Genomic DNA, 22,384 nt, shown 5'->3' with positions numbered 1-22,384 from the left:
CTCGGATCGTTATGCCAGATCGTGGCTTCGCGTTGCTCTGCCCGACGCCGTCCGCGCCGTCGCCGGAACCGACAATCGCCCTCCGAGCGCCAAAACTTGCGACACTTCGATCAAAAACACGCGTTTCGGTACGCGAGAGCCGTTTTGCTACTCGTCAGCGCAGCCCGCACCGTCGAGACGACGCTGCTCCTCATCGAACGGTATGCTATCGAGGAACAGCGAAACGAACTGGTTTCTGACGGTCTTGCGATAGGCGAAGTACACCGGAAGGTACAGCGGCGTGTCGAACTCGACGATATCGACGTTTCGCGATGCCTTGAACACGCTGCACATGAAATCGGGGATGACGAAGAAGCCGTTCAGCGAGACAACCGACGAGGAAGAGACCTCAACCTCGTCGACCTCGACTATGCGCCTCGGCCGGAACCCCGCCGATACGACCAGATCGTTCAGCACATCGGTCGTCTCTTTGGTCTTCAGGCACACAAGCGTCGCCTCCGCAGCGTCCGCGGGGGTTATGTAGCCCCGCTCTGCGATCGCACCGCCCTTGGGCACGACGGCGTGAAGCTCGTCTTGTCCGATGCAGCGATAGGCGATCTGCCCCCGGTCGTCGAAGCGGGTCTGTCCCAAAAAGCCGATGTCGAGCGAGCCGTCGATAACGCCCTCTATGATGGCGAGGGGGTTCTCGGTCGCGTATGACAGCGCGATGTTGGGGTAGCGTTGGTTGAACCGCTCCGCAACCGGCGCGATGTAGCTGTCGAACCCCATGGTGAGGATGCCCATGCGCAGCTGCCCGCACAGCACGTTGTTCTCGGACTGGAACAAGCACAGGATGTCGTCGTACTTGCCGACGATTTCCCGAAAGGTATGGTAGGCCTGCTTTCCCCGGGGCGTCATGGTGAGCCCCTTGGGAGAGCGGAGGAACAGCTGCACGTGCAAGGCTTCCTCCATGGCGCGAATGTGCTTGCTCAGTACCGGTTGCGCGATGTGCAGCTTCGAAGCGGCAGCCGAAACGCTGCCCTCGTCGGCAACGGCCAAAAACTCCCTCATGTATTCGATCTGCATAGCGCCCCCGTGTCGTACGCACCGCCATGTACCTCCGCACGCAATCGCCCGGCAAGACCCAAAGCGCGGCAAAAGAGGAATTGCGAGGCATCCCAGAGGATATCCCCGCTTCGGTTCACATTATAATATGCGAGTCAACAGCGCGGTGTTCGATCGTCCAAAACGCTCTGCGCTTCCGAGACACGCCGACGGCACCCGGATCCAGCCAGAACCGACCGAGCGGCCTAAACCAGCGCAGTACGGCTTTCGCCGCCGCCTGCCCGCCCCTTGAATTCGCGCAGCACGTCGTAGAGCTGCTCGGCGTCGAAGGGCTTGGGCACGAACCCGTCCATGCCGGCCTCCTTGGCGCTGTCACGATCCTCCTGGAAGGTGTTGGCGGTGATGGCGATGATGGGGATCGTTTTCGCATCGGCCCTCTCGAGGCCGCGGATCGCCCGCGCAGCGGAAAGGCCGTCCATGACGGGCATTTTCACGTCCATGAGCACGAAGTCGAATCCGCCTATGCCGCTCGCCTCGAACAGATCAACGGCCTCGCGCCCGTCGGCGGCGCGCTCGACCTCGATGCCCTCCATCTCGAGCAGCGCAATGGCTATCTCGGCGTTCAAATCGTTGTCTTCGGCGAGCAGGAGCTTCGATCCCTCGAGCGACACGCTCGCGTAATCGTCTTCCTCCCCCGCACTGGTCGCGCACTCGTCCGAAATGGGCAACTCGATCGAGAAGTAAAACTCCGATCCCTTGCCCACCGCGCTATCCACTTTGAGCGTGCCGCCCATCATCCTCACGAGGTTGCTGCTGATGGCGAGCCCGAGGCCCGTTCCCTGCACGTTCGTGCGGTTCTCGGCGGCCTGCTCGAACGACTCGAATACGCGCTCGACGTCCTCGGGTGCGATGCCGATGCCCGTATCGCGCACGCCGAAGCGGATGCGCGCCGTCTTGCTGTCGCGCGCGACTTCCCTGATGGACAAGGTGACCGTGCCGCCAGGGTCGGTGAATTTGAACGCATTCGAGAGGAGGTTCGCAAGCACCTGCTGCAGACGGATGTGATCGCCTACCACGCATCCGTCCTCGGCAACGCACTCGGTCACCATGGCAAGGCCCTTCTCCTCGGCCTGGATGCCCACCATGCTCTGCATCTGCTCGGCGAGGGCCCGCACGGCGAACGGCGCGCATTCGAGCTGCATCTTGTTGTTGTCGATCTTCGACATGTCGAGGATGTCGTTGACGAGCGCGAGCAGAAACTGCGCCGAGGTGTTGATCTTCTCGAGGCTCGATTTGATGCCCGGCGTGGCCTCCCCCGACTGCGAGGCGATGGTCGAAAGGCCGATGATCGCGTTCATGGGAGTCCTGATCTCATGCGACATGCGCGAGAGGAAATCCGACTTCGCACGACCCGTTTCCTCGGCCTTCTCAAGCTTGAGTGCAAGGATGCGCGTGCGTATCTTCGAACGCGCGATGAGCAGGATCACCCCCACGATGAGCAGCAGAACGACGAGCGCGGCCGCAAGCGTTGCCACGGGATTGTCGTAGAGCACCGACTGGATGGACACCTGGCGGTTGGTCAGCGAGATGACGTTCTTCGAGAGCACCGTCTCGACCTCTTCGGCAGAAAAGCTGTTGACAGCCTTGTTCACGACGGAATACAGCTCCGAATCGACCGGCTGCGGAAACGCGATCGAGAAGTTCGATTCGATATGGTCGACGGCGACCGGCGTGATGTTGGCGTAGTAGTGATCGGTGTAGAGGCCTTCCGCATACGACGCCGGAAGGCAGGTGAGATCGACTTTGCCCTTGTTGAGGGCTTCGAGGCACAGCTCGTAGGACGGATAGTATTCGACGCGGGCCGCCTTGATCCCCGCAGGCTTATCCCTGCCCTGCGGCAACGCGAGCACGAGGCCGTCCGAAGGGTATTCCGACGACTTGTTGCGCAGCACGACCACATCGAGCGTCGTATAGGTCTTGGTGAGCGCGAGCCCCATGTCGTTTGCGTAGTACTCGTCGTCCATGAAGCCGCCCATGACGTCGGCCTCGCCCGCGAGTACCATATCGAGCGCCGCTTGGTAGTTCTCGGCCTTCACGTATTCGAAGGCGAGGCCCGTGCGCTCGCCGATGAGGTCGAACACGCCCTTGACGATGCCGCGGTACGCCCCGTTGCGTTCGTAGTACACCGGGTACAGATCGCCCACCACGGCAACGCGGATGGTCGGCGCCTGCTCCACGAAGGCGCGGTCCTCTTCGGTGAAGCTGATCGAGTTCACGTGGACATCGGAGAAGTACTTGTCGTAGAGCTCGTCGGCGAAGCTCGGATCGGCGGAATAGATGTTGGTCATCGCCTGGTTCAGCTCGGATGCGATCTCCGGCTCGTCGCCCGCCGCCACGATGTAGCAGGGTTCCGCCTTGAAGCGGGCGGCCACATCGCAATCGTCGCGCATCTCGATATCGCTGCTCAGCATGATATCCGCCTCGCCGTTATCGAGGCAGCGCAGGTAGGATTCCTCGTCGTCGTAGTAGCGGATACCGCATTCGATGCTATTGAACTCCAAGAAGTTCGTAAGGCGGTCGATCTTGTCGGACGCCTTGCCGAGCACGCCGACGGACTTGCCGTTCAGGGTGTTCAGATCGAAGCTCTTGATGTCGGTGTTGGTCTTCTTGTACAGCAGCACCGAGTAGTTCGAGCCCATGATGTAATCGGGGTAGATGATGTCCTCGGCGAGCTCTTCCCGATAGAACATACCTCCCATCAGGTCGTATTCTCCCGCCAGCATGCCGGGCAGCAGTTCTTCGATATCACCGGTTACGAACTCGTAGTTCCAACCCGTATACTTCGATATCTCGACGAGCCAATCGTAGAAGCTTCCCGTGTGGATGCCGTTCTGGTCGGTCTCGCTGATTCCCCTGGCCTGAGGGAACGCAACTTTGAGCGTGCGGCCCGAATCGGCGTGCATGTCGACGTCGGGAAGATCGGCTCGGGCGGACGAGTCCCGCGTGGTATCGGCGCCGGATGCCGCATCGGAGCTCGACGATCGGGAGCCGTACGCGCTCGCATCGGATATCGCAGCCTCCCCCGCGGCAAACGCCGAACAGGGAAGCGCGGCAACGGCAAGGATCGCCGCCAAAGCAACGGCCGCAAGCCTTCTCATCGATGAATACCATCCTTCCAACAACACGCTGAAACCCACCGAATCGCGCATGCGCGAACCGATCCGAAATTTATGTTATAACCTACCGAACAGCTCGAAGGCGACTGACAATCAACCGTTACCGTTAGGGTAGCGCTCATCGATGGGAAAAGACAGTAACAGTCGGTCTACAGCATGTCGTGGGGATCGACGTCGATGGCAACGTTGACGGTCTTGCTCGCCTTGCGCTTGCGGAACAGCGGCAGGAGCACCCCCGATACGTTCTCGCCCGCGGGAGCCTTCACCACAATATGCCAGCGGTACGTTCCCCTCAAGCGGGAAAGCGTGCAGGGGTTGGCGGACAGCACCGTCCACGAGCCGCCCGCCTGCTCGGAAACCGTGCGCTCGATATCGACGGAAAGTTCGCGGGCCGTCCTCTCGACCTCCCGCTCGTCTTTGCCCCATACGAGCACGTTGGCCATGCGCACGTAGGGCGGATACCGCAGAAGCTTGCGTTTGGGAAGCTCGTCTTTCAGGAAGAGCGCCCGGTCGTAGGTCGCCGCAGCCTGGATGGCGCACGAATCGGCCCAGTAGGTCTGCACCATGACACGGCCCGGCAGCTCGGCGCGCCCCGCACGGCCGGCGACTTGCTCGATGAGCGCGAACGTTCGCTCGGCGCTGCGGAAATCGGGGAGCTTCAGCATCGTATCGGCGTTGATCACGCCCACGAGCGTCACGTCGTCGAAATCGAGCCCCTTCGCGATCATCTGGGTACCGAGCAGCACCGCCGCACCCGACGAGGCGAACTCTTCGAGCAGGCGCTGGTGCGCGCCCTTGGTCGACGTCGTATCAGCGTCCATGCGCACGACGTGGGCCCCCGTGCCCTCGAGCACGCTCACGAGCTCGGCTTCGACGCGCTGGGTTCCGGCTCCGAACTTCTTGAGGTAGGGGCTTCCGCATTCGGGGCACACCGGGGGCACGGGCTCCTTGTGCCCGCAGTGGTGGCACACGAGCACGCTTCCCTTCTCGTGGTAGGTGAGCGAGGTGGAGCACGATGGGCATTCGGGCACGAACCCGCACTCGCGACACAGAAGGAAGCTCGCGAACCCGCGCTGGTTGAGCAGGAGCACGGCCTTCTGCCCCGCCTCGATGGTTTCGAGCAGGGCGCAGGTGAGCTTGCGGGAGAACATCGAACGATGGCCGCTGCCGAACTCGCGCGCCATATCCACCACCTCCACCTTGGGCATCGGCTTGCCGTTCGCACGTTCGGCCAAAACCACGCGGTGCCAGTTGTCGCGCTTCTCGCAGTTGTAGAGCGTCTCGATCGCGGGCGTGGCCGAGCCGAGCACGAGCGTCGCACCGCGTTCGCGCACCATCCACGCCGCCACGTCGCGCGCCATGTAGCGCGGCGACGAATCCTGCTTATAGGAACCCTCGTGCTCCTCGTCGATGATGACGAGGCCGAGCGCCGGCATCGGGGTGAAGAGCGCGCTGCGGGCGCCCACCACGACGCGGGCCGCACCCGAGCGGATGAGGTCCCACTGATCGTAGCGCTCGCCCTGGCTCATGCGCGAGTGCATGACGGCGACCGTATCGCCGAAGCGGCCGCGGAACCGCGCGACAGTCTGCGGCGTAAGCGAGATCTCGGGAACGAGGACGATGGCGCCGCCGCCCTCGCCGAGCGTCTCCTCGATGGCGCGCAGATACACTTCGGTCTTGCCCGAACCGGTCACGCCGTCGACGAGCACGACATCGCCCGCCGCACGCTTCTGGGCGGCGCTGATAACGTCGAGCGCTTCGGCTTGCCCCTTGGTGAGCTCCGGTTTCGCGCTGGGAACGAACGCCGTCGACCGGTCGCCCTGCCGGGTTGCACGCGCCGCGCCGTCATCCACCCCGCGCAGCCTGCGGCGCGATTCTATCTCGATGACACCCTTGTCGGAAAGCGTCTTGAGCACCGACGAGATGGAGCCGAGCTCCATCGAGAGCTCGGCGACGCGCAACTCGCCTGAGGCGAGCGCGTCCACGATGGCCTTCTGCTTGACGGCGGTCCTCTTCGGCTCGAAGCCTTCGGCGGCGGGCCCCAGGCGCACCCAGCGATCGTCGACCGGGCCGATCTGCGGCTCCTCGAGCCGCCAGTACTTTCCGGAGCGCACCATACGCGGCACGCCGCCCGGCGGCGTGAACAGGCGCACGCACGAGCAGAGCGGCGCGATGTACTCCTCGCTCATATGCTGGGCGCACGCGGCACCCAGCTCGTCGAAATACGAACGGGAGAGCACCCGCTGGACCGCGCGGATCCGATCGGGATCGAGCCCGAGGGCGGCAAACGCCGACGGATCGGCCTCGTCGACCTCCTCGAGGCCGACGATGTAACCTATAGCTTGGCGGTTGCCGAAGGGCACAAGCACCGCGCAGCCCACCTCGGCGTCGACAAGCTCGTCGGGCACTGCGTAGGTATAGGCCGAATCGAGTGACTGCGTCGGAATGTCGAGTATGATCTGCGCGAGCTTCACGAGACCCCGCAAGCATCCTTAAGCTCGGCTGCGCGATCGGTCCGCTCCCACGTGAACTCGGGAATCTCGCGGCCGAAATGCCCGTATGCGGCGGTCTTGCGATAGATCGGCCTGCGCAGGTCGAGCGCGTCGACGATGGCGCCGGGCCGCAGGTCGAACACCTTGCCGACGGCCTCGACGATCGCATCCTCGGAAACGTGGTTCGTGCCGAACGTCTCGACCATGACCGAGACGGGCTTCGCCATGCCGATGGCGTAGGCGATCTGGATCTCGCATCGGTCGGCAAGACCGGCGGCCACGACGTTTTTAGCCACCCACCGGGCGGCATAGGCGGCAGAGCGGTCGACTTTCGTGCAATCCTTGCCCGAAAACGCGCCGCCGCCGTGGCGGCCCATGCCGCCGTAGGTGTCGACGATTATCTTGCGTCCGGTGAGACCCGCATCGCCCATGGGGCCGCCGATAACGAAACGACCGGTGGGGTTCACGTGTATCTCCACATCCTCGGCAAGCGTTACGCCCTCGCGCTCGCAAACCGGCATGATGACGTTGTCGATAAGCTCTCGGCGCAAAGCCTCGTGCTCGACGTCTTCGGCATGCTGGGTCGACACGACGATCTTCTCCACCTGGGTGGGCCTATTGTCGATGTAGCGCACGCTCACCTGCGTTTTCCCATCGGGGCGCAGATACGGCATCACGCCCTCTTTGCGCACGCGGGCAAGTTCCTCGGCGAGGCGGTGGGCCAGATAGATCGGCAGCGGCATGAGCGTCTTGGTCTCGTTGCAGGCGTAGCCGAACACCATGCCCTGATCGCCCGCGCCCACCTTGTCGTACTCGTCGCCCGCAACGCCCCTCTGCGCCTCCCACGACGTATCGACTCCGAGCGCGATGTCGGGCGACTGCTCGTGGATGGCGTTCATGATTCCGCAGGTCTCGCTGTCGAAGCCGAACTTCGCACGATTGTAGCCGATGTCGGCGATGACGCCGCGCACGATCGAGGGGATGTCGATGTAGGCCTGGGTGCGGATCTCTCCGGTCACCATGACGAGCCCTGTCGTCGCAAGCGTTTCGCACGCGCAGCGCACGGCCGCCGGATCGGCGGGCATGCCGCCCGGAGCCACGTAACCCGCATCGGCAAGCTCGATCTCCTTCTCGAGGATCGCGTCGAGGATCGCGTCCGATATCTGATCGCATACCTTGTCGGGATGACCCTCGGTTACGGATTCGGATGTGAACAAATACGATGATTGCTGGTTTGCCATGAATTCCTCTCCTATCGGTGTCGGCAGGACCACCTTGGCTCATGCGCCAGGTTGGTGCCGGGATCTTCGAGCCAACTCTCTTCCCCGGCTCTTGATAAAACGGGTACGTACGAAGTGCTCGCGGACTCGGCCGCAAGCCAATCGATGGTAACCCAAAAGCACAGGGGGCGCAAGGCTCGGGAAAGCCCGCGAAAGCCAAGCGGACGCAATAAACATTCGAGCAACCGAACTGTGATTGTCGTGCGCGAAACCCCATGGGGCGCGATCGGGCATGGTACACTTTTCGGAAAAGAAACCACCCGCATACGAAGGATCTGCCCATGTCCACCAATGCAGACTACACCAGCGAATACTTCGATATCCTCGACGGACTCGGGGGCGATGTGGAAAGCCGTCGCGCCGCATACTCCTACATGGAGTCGTCCACGGCCATCGTGCACCACGAAGTCGTCGCCTGCTCGTTTGTGCCGAGGCTCTTCAACGCGAGAACCTACGACGTGTTCAAGCAGACGGCCGAAACCGCGCACCGCATCCTCGTCAAAGTCATGCAGCGCTACCTCGACGACCCCGAATACCGCACGATCTTCTCATTCGACCCGCGTCTCGAAGAGCTCATCTTGCTCCCGCGCGGCTACGATGCACTGCTCCCGTTCGCCCGCGTCGACGTGTTCCTCGACGAGGACGATTACCGTATCGGCTTTTGCGAGTTCAACGCCGACGGCTCGTCGGGCATGAACGAGAATCGCGAGATCACGAACTCCCTGCTCGGCTCGGAGAGCTTCAAGCGCTTTTCGCAGAACCATGCCGTCAAACCCTGCGAGCTGTTCGAATCGTGGGTAGACGAATTCCTCGCCATATACGCAACCTACGAGCACCGCGTCGACAACCCGCATGTAGCCATCTGCGACTACCTTGAAAACGCCGTCATCGACGAGTTCAAAGTGTTTGCAGGCCTCTTCGAGGCGCGCGGCGTCGAATGCAGCATCTACGATGTGCGCGAACTCTCTTTCGACGGGAGTGCCCTCGTGGGCTCGGATGGAAAACGCGTCGACGCCATCTGGCGGCGCAGCGTCACCAACGACGTCATCGAGCACTGGGACGAATCCCAAGGCCTCATCGAAGCCGTTCGCGCCGAAAAGGTTGCCCTCATCGGCAGCTTCGCCGGCCACATCGTACACGACAAGCAGATATTCGAGGCGCTGTTCCATCCCAAAACCGTCGAGATGCTCGACGCCGACGAGATCGACTTCATCGAGCAGACGATTCCGACAACGTCGTTTCTCGACGACGAACATGCCAATCTCGACCAAATTCGCGCCAATAAAAACGAGTGGATCATCAAGCCCACCGACCACTACGGCGCCGACGACGTATATGCGGGCGCCTACGTCTACGAGGAAGAATGGAACCGCCTCATCGACCGGTTCGCCAACGGCGCCGCAGGAGAGCCCTTCCTCGTGCAGCGCTACATCACACCGTACAAGACCGCGACGCTGCCGCCCGACACGCACATCGCCGAAATGACCGACGAGCAGGTGCGCGAGCGAACGAGTAGCGCGCCGTACAACAACCTCTCGGGTCTCTATCTGTACAACGGCACGTTCCAGGGCGTGTTCTCGCGCCTGGGGCCGCGCCCCACCATCTCGAAGGACATGGCGGGCATTACGGCGGCGACCATCTGGGTCGATGCCGAAAAAACCGCCGAAAACGACCCGTCTGACACGGAAGGCCGGTAAGCTCGGATGGCATCATCGAAATCGCCGCGTCGAGGCGGAGTCCTTGCCGCCGTCCTATCCGTCGTCGCCGCCGTCACACTCGCCGTCACGCTCGTCGCCGTAGGGCTCGCCGCCTGCTGCGCACGCCCCACGACCGCGATGCTCTCGCAGGCAACGAGCGCAAGCGACGTCTCGCCGTACTCGAGGGGCACGCTCATCGATCTGGCGGTCGCCACACGCGATTACACGGTCGACGGCATCCCGCGCGAAGACGTGCTCAAGCAGATCATGGCCGCTGCCGAGCTCGAAGCGCCCGATGTGCTCGCCGACTCCGACGACCCCTCGATAGCGCTCGCAGGCGCTTCCGAGCGCTATACCCTGCCCGCAGACGCGCTCTCGCATCTCGACGACGTGTACGCCGTCATCTCGACGGCGGTACCCGTTCTCGTCGGATGTGCCATTGTAGCGCTCGCCAGCTTGACCGCACTCGGGTTCGTCGGCGGAAGACGGCGCGCGGGGCTCACGCTCGTCGCCGCGCCGATCGTCGTCGTGGTCGCATTCGCCCTGCTTGCCGCATGGGTGATCGTCGACTTCAACGGGTTCTTCGCCGCGTTCCACTCGCTCTTCTTCGCGAACGGCACCTGGACGTTTTCAGTCGATTCTCTTCTCATCTGCATGTATCCGCCCGATTTCTGGATCGGCATGGGAGCGGTTTGGCTCGCCGCCACGCTCGTTGCAAGCGCGGTGGCGATAGCCGTCGGCATGGCGGTCAAAGGCAGGCGAAGCGCGAAGGCCTAACCGCGCGGCAGCACCGCAGAAACGCCCCCGTCGTCCTCGCGAGAAGGGGAATCCTCTTCGAGCATCTCGAACAGCTCTTCGCGGCTGTGGACGCCGAGCTTGCGATAGATGTGGCTGATGTGGGCTTTGAGCGTACCGTGGGCGACGTAGAGGTTCTTCTCGATCTGCGAGGGCGATTCCCGCCTTGCCAACAGCTGAAGCACCTCCTCTTCGCGAGGCGTCAGATTGTGTTCTTTCGAGACGTCCGAAACACGCATGGCAAGACGGCTCGACGACATGGCGCCGTCGATACCGCCGCCCCCGTGCAGACTCACGCCCCACTTGGCCGAAAGGCCCCGCTCCGTGAAGAACACCACCACGAACACCACGATCATCACGAGCGCGATGCCCGTGTATATCCCCGAGACCACCGACGAGGATGCAAGCAGGGGCAGCGTGGCCGACAGCGCCCACCCGGCTATCTCGACGAGATAGCGTATCCCCCGCTCTATCCCGTTGATCCAAACGGCGCTGATGCCGAACCGGTAGGTGATGTTGCTCAGCACGAGCATCATGAACATCGAGAGCATGGTGTAGCCCGCGTCGTAGCAGGCGGCCATCACCACGGAGTTCGCGCCCACCGAAGGCGCCACGAACAGAAACGCGATGATGGACAAGGGAAACGCAAGCTGGTAGATCGTATCGAAGTTGAACCACTTCGACTCCGAAAGCACGCCGATCACGACAAGTACCGTAACCAGAAGAACCCCGAGCGTATTGCCCGGACCGAGCGTCTGCATGGGAAGCGTGCCGAAGCCGCAGGCGAACGTGCAGGCCGACATGAGCAGAACGGGTTTCCAGGGAAACGCAGCGCCTCCTTCGGCCTTGTCGTATTTATGCGGCAAATCCCTTTCGGGCAGCCTTTTCATGCTCGAGCGGACCTGCGCGAGCGAGACGAGCGGCAGCACGATGGCGAAAAAGGCGAGGTACGGCGCCGACAGCCCCATGAACACCCATTTGATTGCACACCCCACCATGATGGCGAGCGCATGGTAGAGCGCCACGCGCATCGGATTGAGCGAGCCGTAGAACTCCGCCCACATGAGGATGAGCGAGCCGAGCCCGCCTCCCGCGAGCGCCAAACCAGCGAGTTTGACCGCGCCGGTCTGGAGCGCGAAGCAATCGAGCACGATGAGAGCCGAGCCTCCCACAAGCGACACGGCCGTCGCGATCGAGGCGGTGCGGTTCGACCAGAGAGGCACCACGCGCCGCGCGGAAAACGCCAGGGCGAAGGACACCACGGCGATGGCTCCTTCGAACACGGCGTAATCGGCGAAGCCGATCGTGGGAAACGCCTCGTATCTGAAAAACGTCGCGAGCCACGCCCGGTAGATGCCCACGCCGAGAAAGGCGAACGGGATCGATCCGACGATCTTGAGCATAGTACGCCACTGAGACAGCAGCCCGCTTTCGCGCTCGCGCGAATCGTCGTGCGGCGCGTCTCCCCTTCCCGAGCCGACGCCCTCGCCCGAAAACCCCGCCCCGCTTTCTCCCGACCGATTCTGCTCCGAAGCAATCACCCTGCGCATCCGTCCTCCCATGCCTCGCACGAGCCTCAATCATAGCGAAACGCTTCTTGTTATCAAGGGGTTACAAGGGGGTTATGCATTTAACCCCCAGGGCCAATGGACGGCTGCCGACGCCGAGCATAAGGTTGCGATCGGCGGCAAGGGAAGCATCGAAGGCGATGAGGCCGCCCGCTACACCAGCCCGCGCCGACCCAGGCAGATGCGGCGCAGGCACCCAGACAAAGGAGGAATCACATGAAAGCACTATCACGACGTTCTTTTCTCACCGGCTCGGCACTGGCAGCAGCTTGCGGCGGGCTCGCTCTCGCGGGCTGCTCCCCTTCTTCGGAAGGGTCGGCGGCATCCTCGTCCGCCGCTAACGGAGCCTACGTCGGCAGCGGCATGGGAAAGCACGGGAACTTCGACATCGAAGTCGTTATGAAGGACGGCGCGATCGACCGCATCACCGTACTCTCGTCCAACGAGACGCTCGGCATCGGCGACGTCGCCATGGAAACGCTCTCGAACCTCATCGTGGAGAACCAAACGCTCGACGTGGATGCCGTTTCGGGCGCTTCGCTCACGAGCATGGCGTTCATGCAGGCGGTCAGCGATGCCATCGACGCGTCGGGAGCCAAGGCGAGCGACTTCAAGAAGAACGGCCATGCAACGCCCGCAGTGCCCGACGACCTGCCGACGGAAGCCGACGTGATCGTCGTCGGATCGGGCGGAGCGGGGTTCGCTGCCGCCATCACCGCCGCACGCCTCGATAAGAAAGTCATCTTCCTGGAGAAGCTCGGCGTGCGCGGAGGCTCGACCGCCCTTTCCGGCGGCGAGATGGCCGCCCCGAACCACTGGATCCAGGAACGCGAGGGCATCGAGGACTCACCCGAGCTTCTCGCCGAAGACATGCTCAAAGGCGGCGACTACATCGGCGACCCCGATCTCGTAAACGTGATAGCCCACGGCGTGCTCGACGCAACGCAGTGGCTCACCTACGAGGGCGGCGTCTCCTGGGAGAACAACCTTCTGTTCTTCGGCGGGCATTCCGTGCGGCGCAGCATCATCCCCAAGGGGCACATCGGAAACGCCATGACGACGGCCCTGACCGAGCGCTGCAAGAAGCTCGACAACATCACGCTCGTCGACTACATGAAGGCAACCGAGCTCGTCAAGGGTTCGGACGGCGCGGTCGCTGGCGTCAAGGCGGAAAGCACCGTCACGGGCGAGCCGTACGAGTTCAAAGCGAAGGCGGTCGTGCTCACCACGGGCGGATTCGGATCGAATGTCGAGAAGCGCACGCAGTACAACGCCGACATGGGCAAGGAAATCGGCTCGACCGACTGCGTCGGCGCGATGGGCGAAGGTCTCGATATGGCGTCGGCGATCGGAGCCGAGCTCATCGACATGGAATACATCCAGACCTACCCCGTGTGCGATGTCGAAACGGGCGCGCTCATCTACATCGACGACCTGCGCCTCGAGGGCCGCACGATCATGTTCAACAAAGAGGGAGACCGCTTCGTCGAGGAGCTCGACCGCCGCGACGTCATCTCGAAGGCCATCGTGGCCCAAACGGGCGGCGTCGCCTACGAGCTGTTCACGCAGGACGCCGCCGACGAGACGGGCGTCGTCCAGACCCATATCCACGAGTACGAGAACCTGACGGCACGCAACCTGATCGCCACCGCCGACACCATCGAGGAAGCGTGCGAGCCGTTCGGGATCGACGCCGAAGAGCTCAAGAAGACCATCGAGCGTTGGAACGGGTTCTGCAAAGAAGGCAAGGACGAGGACTTCAACTTCCGTGCCGACCTCGTGCCGATCGAGGAGGGCCCCTACTATATATTCACGTGCAAGCCGGCGGTCCATTACACCATGGGCGGCCTGCACATCAACGTCGACGCCGAAGTGCTCGACGAGGCGGGCGAGCCGATCCCCGGGCTCTACGCTGCGGGCGAGGTCGCAGGCCACAAGATGGGCACGAACCGCCTCGGCTCCACCTCGATGGCCGACATCTACACGTTCGGCCGCATCGCCGGCGAAAACGCCGCCAACTTCGCATCGTAGCAGCGACACTTAGCCGTCCCGCCCCCGGAAGCGCCGGATTCCTCCAAGTCCGGCGCTTCCGGGCGCGTCTCCCGTATCGCCGCCGCGTTTCCAGTGGCGATTCCGGGACCGGGGGCGATTTCGGCAGCGAACCTCCGGGGCCGGGAGCTTCCGGCAGCGTACCTTCCAGGGCGCACCTTCCAGGGCGCACCTTCAACCGAGATCGCGTTTCCGAACTCAACCGAGATCGCGTTTCCGAGCATAAGCGGCTCCGTTTTACGGGTTTTTCTTCGTTGTGCTGCGTTTGGGAAGTAAAACCTCCGACCCGATTCTGCTTCCATGCGTCACGCATAACGTTTTCCCTGATGGTGAAAAAGAAGACGGTGATTGGAAGAGCTATGCAGGGCGGCCAATGCAACATAAAGAAGAAAAACCCGTAACGGGAGCCCTCGAGACTTCACCAACGGTCGACGGGAAGACCCAACTGCCGTCTGAGCCTCAGCTTCCTTGCGTGATAATCCGAAACGTAAACCTCCGATCGCTTTCCGAGGTGCCTGCGGATCGTCTGCGCTATCGCCTCCGTTGCAGCAAAGCTGTCCAGTTCGTCGTTGGTGATGCAGACCACCGTCCAACCCATGGCCATCAGCGCATTCGTTCTTCTCGAGTCCGAAATCCTGCGGGCCTCCCCCTCATGGCATTCCTTGCTCTGGTATTCCACATCAAGCTTGCACTCGGGCCAACACAGGTCGCAGCGAAAACTCGACTTGCCCGATATCGCCCGCGCCGCTGCGTTCGCGCGCACTTCGTAGTTCATACGGGGGATGCCCAGGCCATAACCTCCGTACATCATGGGAAGGCCCAGAACAAGGGCCTGCTTCGTTTCACGCGGCGAAGCCGAGCCATCGGCAAGATAGCGGATCGCGCGCCCTGCTTTCTTCGCTCCCTTTACGGATGGGTTCATGGACACGTAGGTGTGCAGCGCGCGAAGCGACACGAGGGGCTCCACCTGATAGCGCGTCGCGACCCCCGTTCGCTGGCTCTCGTATGTCCCGCATAGTTCGTATCCAAGCTCGAGAAGGGAAATCATGTCGTCTCCCCACAGAGCCTCGTGCACAAAGGCAAGGGCTGGGGTGCTGATGTAGGCACCGCTGCCGAAACGGTAAAACGACGTGCCCGCAAGGCGCGATGAGCACACGTGCTGACTGCATGCGATCGACGACCCGCATCTCGATGAGCTGCCGACCAAAACATGTGCGGGCCTTTCTATGGAAAGGCCCGGATAGGCCGATTCCGCGTACCTGATCGTATCTTCTATCTGACGTTTACGCGGCGGCCGATCGGGCAGAGCGCGTGCCGCGCCGATCGCCGGAGCAAGGTCACGAGGATTCGTCATCCTCATTATCTGCAGAGCCGTTCTGCCCCCAAAATAAACCCGCTGATCCGTTGTCGTGCACGAAGGTGAAGCGGGCGTCGCCGCATGAGAATCCGAAACAGGCATAGAGCCTCCTCCCGCCCTTGGGCTTGAGAGGATCTTGCAAGCGTGGTACAGAAAGCGAGGGCATCGCTTCCACAACGGGCCGCCTCGCATGGCGAAGGGCGCTTGCACTGGCTCTGCGTACGGGAGATTCTAGCACCTCGCATGAGCCGAATCGCAGGAAAAACGTCGAAATGCTGCATTTTTGCACACTCGGCAGTAGGATTCGCGCCCCGCAGCAGGAACCACAATGATGCGTTGACGACTGCAAAGCCACGATCAGGCGGTTTCGATGCGCACGAAAGCCAACCATTCCGCCAGCGATCGCCAAGCGCAACACATCGAAGAAAAACCTGCGAATCGAAATCCTTGGCGACGAAACCCGAGGTGGCCGAAATCAAAACCCGGATAAGCAAAGGGGCAGAGACGAGCGGACGCCAGGGCACGCCCTGACGCATGCCCTGGCGCATACTGCCAAGCGCATCCCGCCACGCCCGCTCGCTTCCCGCCGCTTGACGCGTGCCGAAAAAGCGAAGACGAGCGGGCGCTGTGGTTCGGAGGGCGTTCTTGCAGTAAAATAGGCGAAACCAAGATGAGAACCGACTCACCTGCAGAGCCCTGAAGACAGAACCCAGAAGAAAAGGAAACGACCCCCGATGACCGAATCCCCTTCGAACCGACCCGTACGCGTTCGCTTCGCGCCCTCCCCGACCGGCATGCTGCACATCGGCGGTGCGCGGACCGCAATCTACAACTGGGCGTTTGCACGTGCGACGGGAGGCACGTTCGTCCTGCGCATCGAAGACACCGACCCCGAACGCTCCACCGAGGAGAACACCCAGATCATCCTTCGCGCCATGAAGTGGCTCGGACTCGACTGGGACGAAGGCCCCGAAACGGGCGGCGCCCTGGGCCCCTACTTCCAGATGCAGCGCACCGACACCTACGCCGAGGCCCTGGAGCGGCTCAAGGCGAACGGCAGCGCCTACCCGTGCTTCTGCACCAAAGAAGAGCTCGACGCCAAGCGCGAGGCCGCCGAGAAGACCGAGGGCGGCTACGCGGGCTACGACCGCACCTGCCGCAACCTCGACCCAGCCGAGGCCGCGCGCCGCATCGAGGCGGGAGAGCCTCACGTGTGGCGTCTGAGGGTTCCCGACGATCGCGGCACCATCGAGTTCACCGACGCGGTGTACGGACCCATGAGCTTTCCCGCCGACGTCATGGACGACATGATCCTCGTGCGCACCGACGGCACTCCCACCTACAACTTCGCCGTCGTATGCGACGATGCCAACATGCAGATCAGCCACGTCATCCGCGGCGACGACCACCTGTCCAACACCCCGCGCCAGATCCTCATCTACGAGGCGCTCGGCTTTGAGACCCCGGTGTTCGCGCACCTCTCCATGATCCTTGGGCCCGACGGCAAGAAGCTCTCGAAGCGCCACGGGGCGACCTCGGTCGAAGAGTACTGCGAGCGCGGCTACCTGCCCGATGCGCTCGTGAACTTCCTCGCGCTTTTGGGCTGGTCGCTCGACGGCGAAACCACCATCATCCCCCGCGAGGTGCTCACCCGCGAGTTCTCGCTCGACCGCGTTACCAAGAAGGACGCGGTGTTCGACGAGACCAAGCTCGATTGGATGAACGGCGTGTACATCCGCGAGATGAGCCCCAACGAGTGGTTCAAGGCGTCGCTGCCGTGGCTGTTCAGGGCCGGTGCCACGCTTGAAGACATCGAGGCCCGCCCCGAGTGGTATCTCGCGCTCTACCCGCTCGTGGCCGAACGCCTCGTGCGGCTCGACGAAACGCAGGAGAAGCTCGCCTACATGTTCTGGGGCGCCGACGTGCAGCTCGACGAGAAAAGCGTCTCCAAGGTGCTTGCCAAAGAAGGCGCCCGCGCCGAGGAAGCGCTGCGCGGCTGCCGGGCCGTCCTTGCCGACGAGAGCATCCCCTGGGAATGCGAGCCTTTGCAGGAGGCGTGCCGCGCGCTCACCGAAACCCTCGACATGAAGGCGAAGCTCGTCTTCCAGCCCTTGCGCGTAGCCGTGTGCGGCAACATGGTATCGCCGCCGCTGTTCGAAAGCATCGAGCTTCTGGATCGCGAAGACGTGCTCGCCCGCATCGACAAGACGATCGCGGAGGTGTTCGGTGGCTAGCGAACGCGACGAAACCCTCGAAGCCGCAGCGGGGGCAGACGCATCCGGCGCGATGTCCGACGAAACGTTCGATGCGGCCATGGCCGAAGAGCTCGAACGCGAGGAGACAGGCGAAGAACCGCGCAAAGCGCCGAGCAAAGTGATCGTCGTACGCGACTACTGCGTCCGCCACAAGGGCGCGGCATGCAACCGTTGCGAGATAGCGTGCCCCAAAGGGGCCATCGGGTTTTCCGAGGAGGAGCTGCCCACGATCGACGAGTCGCTCTGCACGCGCTGCGGCATCTGCTTCGGCATCTGCGATGCGCTCTCCTCGACGCGCATCACGATGATCGACCTGCACGCCCGCATCCGCCGGATCGCCCTGCGCGGCGAGGACGTGTATCTCACCTGCAAGGAGAACATCTTCCCGGGCCTCGAACCCGCCGCCAATGTGGTTGTGCTGCCGTGTCTGGCGTGCCTCTCCCCCGAAATCTGGACGCTCGTTCTTGCCGAGAACATCAAGGTCAAGGTCGCCTGCGACTTAAGCTACTGCGCCGATTGCGAGCGGGCAGGTGAAATGGCCGAGATGCTCTACACCCACGCCATCGAATCGGCGGAGGCGTGGACGGGCGAGAAGGTCCTGTTCTCCAAGGAGATCCCCGAAAAGGAACAGCTCCTGAAAAACCTCGCAAACCCGACAGGCGTCGACCGCCGCGCCGCATTCACCAATCTGGTGGGCGACGTGGGCGACATAGCCTCGGGCAAGCGCCGCCTGCGCAACTCCGAGGTGCTCCAGCAGTTCTACGAACGCCGCGAGCGGGCGCGAGCCATCGCACGGCTCAATCTTGCCGAAGACGACGTGTTCAACGACTTCGTCCCCATGGGCCTTACGAAGAAGACCATGACGCCCAAACGGCAGCTGCTGCTCGAAGCGATCGACCGCAAGCCCGCGATCGCACCGCGCGTTCCCGTGTACCTCTCGGAAACCGATTGCGAGCGGTGCACCAATGCGCTCGAATGCACGAAAGCATGTCCGACCGGAGCGCGATTCCCCGATCCCGAAACGGGGATCCTCGCGATGGACGCACGCTATTGCATCGGCTGCGGTATCTGCGTCGAAGCATGCCCCGAAGGCGCCATCGACATGATCGAGGCCACGGCCGAAGCGCTTATCGTTGCCGCCGAGCACACGGATGCGAGCGCCCAAGACGCCGCGGAAGAATAGCCCGGCCGCCACGACGGACGGCAAACCGTCTCTTGCAGAGAAAAGTGAACGCGGCCCCGAACGTTTCGGGGCCGCGTCGATGATTGCGGAACTTCATGAGCGAGGGGCCGAACGATGCGGCGGCCGAAAGGAGTGCGCCGCCTTAGATCGATTCTCCCTGGCTGCCGTCAACGAGCGCCTTCTTGCCCACCAGCGCGCGCAGCGCTGCGGAAACGCGCTTCTCCTTCGCCGTGCTTCGGTACGCTTCCATCGCCGGAGCGACGAAGCCGCTGTAGAGCATCTTCACCAGAGGCCCGACGATAAAGAAGTTGAACAGGAATGCGGCGATCCATGTAGCCGGGTACAGCGAAGCGTAATGATCCCAGGTGATGCTCGACAAACCGCCCGTCACCGTCAGTCCGAACAGCCCCATAATCGAACCCATGAACAGCACGTTCACAAGCGTTACGGCAACCGATCGCACGGTTCCTTCGAGGCGTTTCGCCACCACGTTGTCGATGAGGGGCCCGATGATCGGGTTTGCAACGAACAAGCGCACGGCGAGCGCGAGAATGAACATGACGGGGTATTCGTACAGGGAGAGCGCGAAGTGCAAGGGCGAATGGTCGTCGGTGTGAAGGTTCCAATTGAACGTGACCATAACGGTGACCATGAAGAAAACCATCATGATCTGAAAAACCGTCTTGCCCGTCTTATCGTGCGGGGCGCCCGCTTTCCCGGTGATGCAATCCATGTAGCGTATCTGCTGCGTTTGGTTCATAGGTTGCGTTGATCCTCTCTTTCCCTACGGTTTATCAGCGGGCAAACGCGCCTCGGAATCGCGCGCACCGCCGTCGCCCGCACAAGGTGCGGGCGTACGCAATCGCCCGGTTCCCGGATCAATGCACGGTTGTCCTGACTTAAGGCTTTCAAAACCGCACGACCGTGCGGACAGATGAGCTCGGGCGGCGCGCCCGAGCGAAAAACACCCAAGAGTAAAACCCACTGGCGATCGGCACTGTGCCTGATCGCATTACCAGTATATCTTATGCGAGAATACATCCGATCCCGCAAGAGGTCATCTTGATAGAATCATCTCATTCGACCGTGCGGGCAGCCGCATGCAAGCACCTTCCGATCGGTTGCGCAGCATGCCGGACAGGGTTCCGTTAGACGGGGAAAAGCGTATACTTACCGCAACGCAACATCGGTAAAAGGGACGGAAAGGACCGGGTTTCCATGGGGCACTTCAAGCGATCGCAAGCATCTATCGCCGCATGCGTCCTACCCCTTTACAACGACGTCCTTGGCTATCAGCCGTTCAACGAACAGGAGGAAGCGGACAAGCGGGTCATCCTCGCGCAGCTTGCCTCGGATCCCGATTGCTTCGACCGTTCAGCACTTGCCCATATGGCTTGCTCGATATGGACGATCGACCCCCGCAAGACCCGAACGCTCATGGTCCATCACAACATCTACGATTCCTGGTCGTGGATCGGCGGACACGCCGACGGCGAATACGACCTTGCGGCGGTCGCCTTGCGCGAACTCGAAGAGGAAACGGGTGTAGCGAATGCGAGACTCGCCGATTGCGGCATCTACTCGCTTGAAGTCCTCACCGTAGACGGACATGCCAAACACGGAGAATACGTGAGCTCCCACCTGCATTTGAACGTTACGTACCTGGCAATCGCGTCGCCCGACGAACCGCTGCGCATCAAACCGGACGAGAACAGCGGCGTGAAATGGGTCGAGCTGGACAACGCGATCGGCCTTTCGACCGAGCCGTGGATAGCCGAGCACATCTATCGCAAGCTCATCGACAAGCTCGCAACCGTCAACCTAGGGTAAGCCCCGAACCCCAAAAGCCCGGCGATCCTCCGTGCGCCAACATGCCTGCGTACGCGCGGGCATGTTGGCGCACGTACGCAGGCGGACCGATGCCCTCTGCGCGAAATCCCGCTCGCAGCATGTCGACGAGCTTGCCCGCCGGTCGGCTTAAGATCTCCTTAATGCCTGTGTCGACGATGCGCTTTATGAGCAGCCTTGTTCGCCGGTCGGAAGTCCAGCAATGCGCTGTGATATCATGCTTGGCAGTCAAAAAAGCACTCGATCCGCCCATGCAGAACACGCAAGGAGATACGATGAGCGACCAGAACCTCGACGGCAACAACGCCGAGCCCGAAAACACCGGCATTCCCGCCGATCCGACCAACCCGAATGCAGAACCCGCCCAAGCACCGATCCCCGAGCCTATCGCTGCCCCGGATTGCGATACTGCGGACGGGGCGCAGCAGACGCCTCCGGCCGCACCGCCTTCCCCGTACGGCACGCCGCCGATGCCGCCCGAGCCCCAGGCGGCAAACGATACGTTCCAAGGACAGGCTACGCCCCAGCAACCCGTAGCCGCACAAGAGCAAACGGCTCCGGTCGGACAGGCCATGCCCCAGGGCTATACGCAGCACATACCGCAGCCTCCGACCCAGCAGTACGGAGCCCCGGCGCAAAACCCGTACGGCTACCAGCAACAACCGTACGGGCAGCAGAACGCCCAGCAGCCGTACGGCCAATCCACCAGCCAACCGCCCTACGGCCAGCCGTACCAACCGCCGCAGCAGCCCCCTTACGGGGGGTCGGCCGGCTACCAACCGCCGCAGCCCCCGCAGCCCCCATACCAGCCCTATGGCGTTTCGGGGCAGGAACCGCCGAAGCGGAAGGTCTGGCCGTGGGTGCTCGTCGGCTGCATCCTCATCGGCCTGCTCGGACTCGGCGGGTGCGTGGGCTGCGTAGCCTGCACGGCCTATATGGCCGACTCGGGCAGATCGAACAGCTACAGCTACAACTACCCCTACGATGACAGCTATGATTACAATTACAACTATGGCGACGAATACGGATACGACCCCGACGATTATTCCTCGCTGTTCACGTACAGCTACTCCGAGATCATGGAGAACAAGGACCTCTACGACAACACGATAGAGAACGGCATGATCTCGAACGGCATCTACGAGGTGGGTGTCGATATCGAGCCCGGGCGCTACTTCATCGAAGGCGATCCGACCGCAGAGGGGCGCTACGGCCTGTACGAGCCCAACGACGATGCGGTCGACAGCTACGAAATGAGCGAATCGATCGTGTACTTCGGCAACTACTACGCCGACCTCGAGAAGGGCGACATCATCGTCTTCTCTCCCGCAGCCGACCAGCACATGATGGCCGTCGCCGATGCGACGTTCGCGCCGACCGCCCCGTACTCGAGCGGCCTGTACCTGGTGGGCACCGACATCCCCGCCGGCACGTACACCGTAACCTACGAGCAGGACGCGGCGCTCAACGCCTCGGCGGAAGCGGCCGCCTACATCATGAAAGACCTCGAGTGGGACGACGACAGCATCACCGACGAGTACTACGCCGCCAAAGGCGGAAGCCACACCATAACCGTGGAAGACGGACAGTGGGTCGAAGCGTACGCCGTGACGCTCACCCCCGTCGAAGCCTCCTCGTAA

General features: G+C 62.5%; 14 protein-coding genes. 7 read left to right on the top strand and 7 right to left on the bottom strand.

Translation table 11 applies throughout. The features are described 5' to 3' along the window. Positions 1-147: 147 nt before the first annotated feature. The 4 genes from MWL89_RS07080 to metK all read right to left on the bottom strand — a co-directional run bounded on the left by MWL89_RS07080 (position 148) and on the right by metK (position 7,953). Entirely contained in the window at positions 148-1,065 is a 918-nt protein-coding gene (locus MWL89_RS07080) for a LysR family transcriptional regulator (protein WP_102378361.1), read from the bottom strand. A 224-nt stretch (positions 1,066-1,289) separates the two neighbouring features. Beyond that, positions 1,290-4,202: an ATP-binding protein gene (locus tag MWL89_RS07075; RefSeq protein ID WP_244412383.1), complete on the bottom strand. Its 2,913-nt coding sequence runs from the start codon at positions 4,200-4,202 to the stop codon at positions 1,290-1,292. 167 nt (positions 4,203-4,369) lie between these two features. After that, a complete protein-coding gene (gene priA, locus MWL89_RS07070) occupies positions 4,370-6,694 on the bottom strand; it encodes a replication restart helicase PriA (RefSeq protein WP_244412381.1) in 2,325 nt (774 codons plus the stop codon). Beyond that, complete coding sequence (gene metK / locus MWL89_RS07065; RefSeq protein WP_244412379.1) at positions 6,691-7,953, bottom strand: methionine adenosyltransferase; 1,263 nt, start codon at positions 7,951-7,953, stop codon at positions 6,691-6,693. Before metK ends, priA begins: the two co-directional genes overlap by 4 nt. 320 nt (positions 7,954-8,273) lie before the next feature. On the opposite strand from metK, the gene MWL89_RS07060 reads away from it, so the two are divergent. Then, positions 8,274-9,689, top strand: coding sequence for an ATP-grasp domain-containing protein (locus MWL89_RS07060; protein WP_244412378.1), 1,416 nt, complete (start codon positions 8,274-8,276; stop codon positions 9,687-9,689). A gap of 6 nt (positions 9,690-9,695) precedes the next feature. Continuing rightward, positions 9,696-10,466 carry a lipoprotein intramolecular transacylase Lit gene (locus MWL89_RS07055; protein ID WP_244412376.1) on the top strand — a complete coding sequence of 257 codons (771 nt, stop codon included), beginning with the start codon at positions 9,696-9,698 and terminating at the stop codon, positions 10,464-10,466. On the opposite strand, the gene MWL89_RS07050 is transcribed toward MWL89_RS07055, so the two are convergent. Next, positions 10,463-12,034, bottom strand: coding sequence for a response regulator transcription factor (locus MWL89_RS07050; protein WP_244412375.1), 1,572 nt, complete (start codon positions 12,032-12,034; stop codon positions 10,463-10,465). The genes MWL89_RS07055 and MWL89_RS07050 overlap by 4 nt on opposite strands. A gap of 234 nt (positions 12,035-12,268) precedes the next feature. On the opposite strand from MWL89_RS07050, the gene MWL89_RS07045 reads away from it, so the two are divergent. After that, positions 12,269-14,083: a flavocytochrome c gene (locus MWL89_RS07045; protein ID WP_102378369.1), complete on the top strand. Its 1,815-nt coding sequence runs from the start codon at positions 12,269-12,271 to the stop codon at positions 14,081-14,083. A gap of 436 nt (positions 14,084-14,519) precedes the next feature. Here the strand turns inward: MWL89_RS07045 and MWL89_RS07040 are convergent, their stop codons facing one another. Further along, positions 14,520-15,257 (bottom strand): hypothetical protein, encoded by a 738-nt coding sequence (locus MWL89_RS07040; RefSeq protein WP_244412373.1) that lies wholly within the window; start codon positions 15,255-15,257, stop codon positions 14,520-14,522. Positions 15,258-16,192: 935 nt separating this feature from the next. On the opposite strand from MWL89_RS07040, the gene gltX reads away from it, so the two are divergent. Next, positions 16,193-17,692, top strand: coding sequence for a glutamate--tRNA ligase (gltX, locus tag MWL89_RS07035; RefSeq protein WP_102378371.1), 1,500 nt, complete (start codon positions 16,193-16,195; stop codon positions 17,690-17,692). Next, positions 17,685-18,896 carry a 4Fe-4S dicluster domain-containing protein gene (locus MWL89_RS07030; protein WP_244412371.1) on the top strand — a complete coding sequence of 404 codons (1,212 nt, stop codon included), beginning with the start codon at positions 17,685-17,687 and terminating at the stop codon, positions 18,894-18,896. The genes gltX and MWL89_RS07030 overlap by 8 nt, the downstream gene beginning before the upstream one ends. 142 nt (positions 18,897-19,038) lie before the next feature. On the opposite strand, the gene MWL89_RS07025 is transcribed toward MWL89_RS07030, so the two are convergent. Then, complete coding sequence (locus tag MWL89_RS07025) at positions 19,039-19,656, bottom strand: hypothetical protein (RefSeq protein WP_244412369.1); 618 nt, start codon at positions 19,654-19,656, stop codon at positions 19,039-19,041. 458 nt (positions 19,657-20,114) lie between these two features. On the opposite strand from MWL89_RS07025, the gene MWL89_RS07020 reads away from it, so the two are divergent. After that, positions 20,115-20,726 carry an NUDIX hydrolase gene (locus tag MWL89_RS07020; protein ID WP_244412367.1) on the top strand — a complete coding sequence of 204 codons (612 nt, stop codon included), beginning with the start codon at positions 20,115-20,117 and terminating at the stop codon, positions 20,724-20,726. 293 nt (positions 20,727-21,019) lie between these two features. Further along, a complete protein-coding gene (locus MWL89_RS07015; protein WP_244412365.1) occupies positions 21,020-22,384 on the top strand; it encodes a hypothetical protein in 1,365 nt (454 codons plus the stop codon).

The sequence above is a fragment of the Raoultibacter timonensis genome (assembly GCF_022845715.1).
GTDB lineage: Bacteria > Actinomycetota > Coriobacteriia > Coriobacteriales > Eggerthellaceae > Raoultibacter > Raoultibacter timonensis.
Note: the sequence above shows the minus strand (reverse complement) of the source record. Positions and strands in the feature narration are given on the sequence as shown.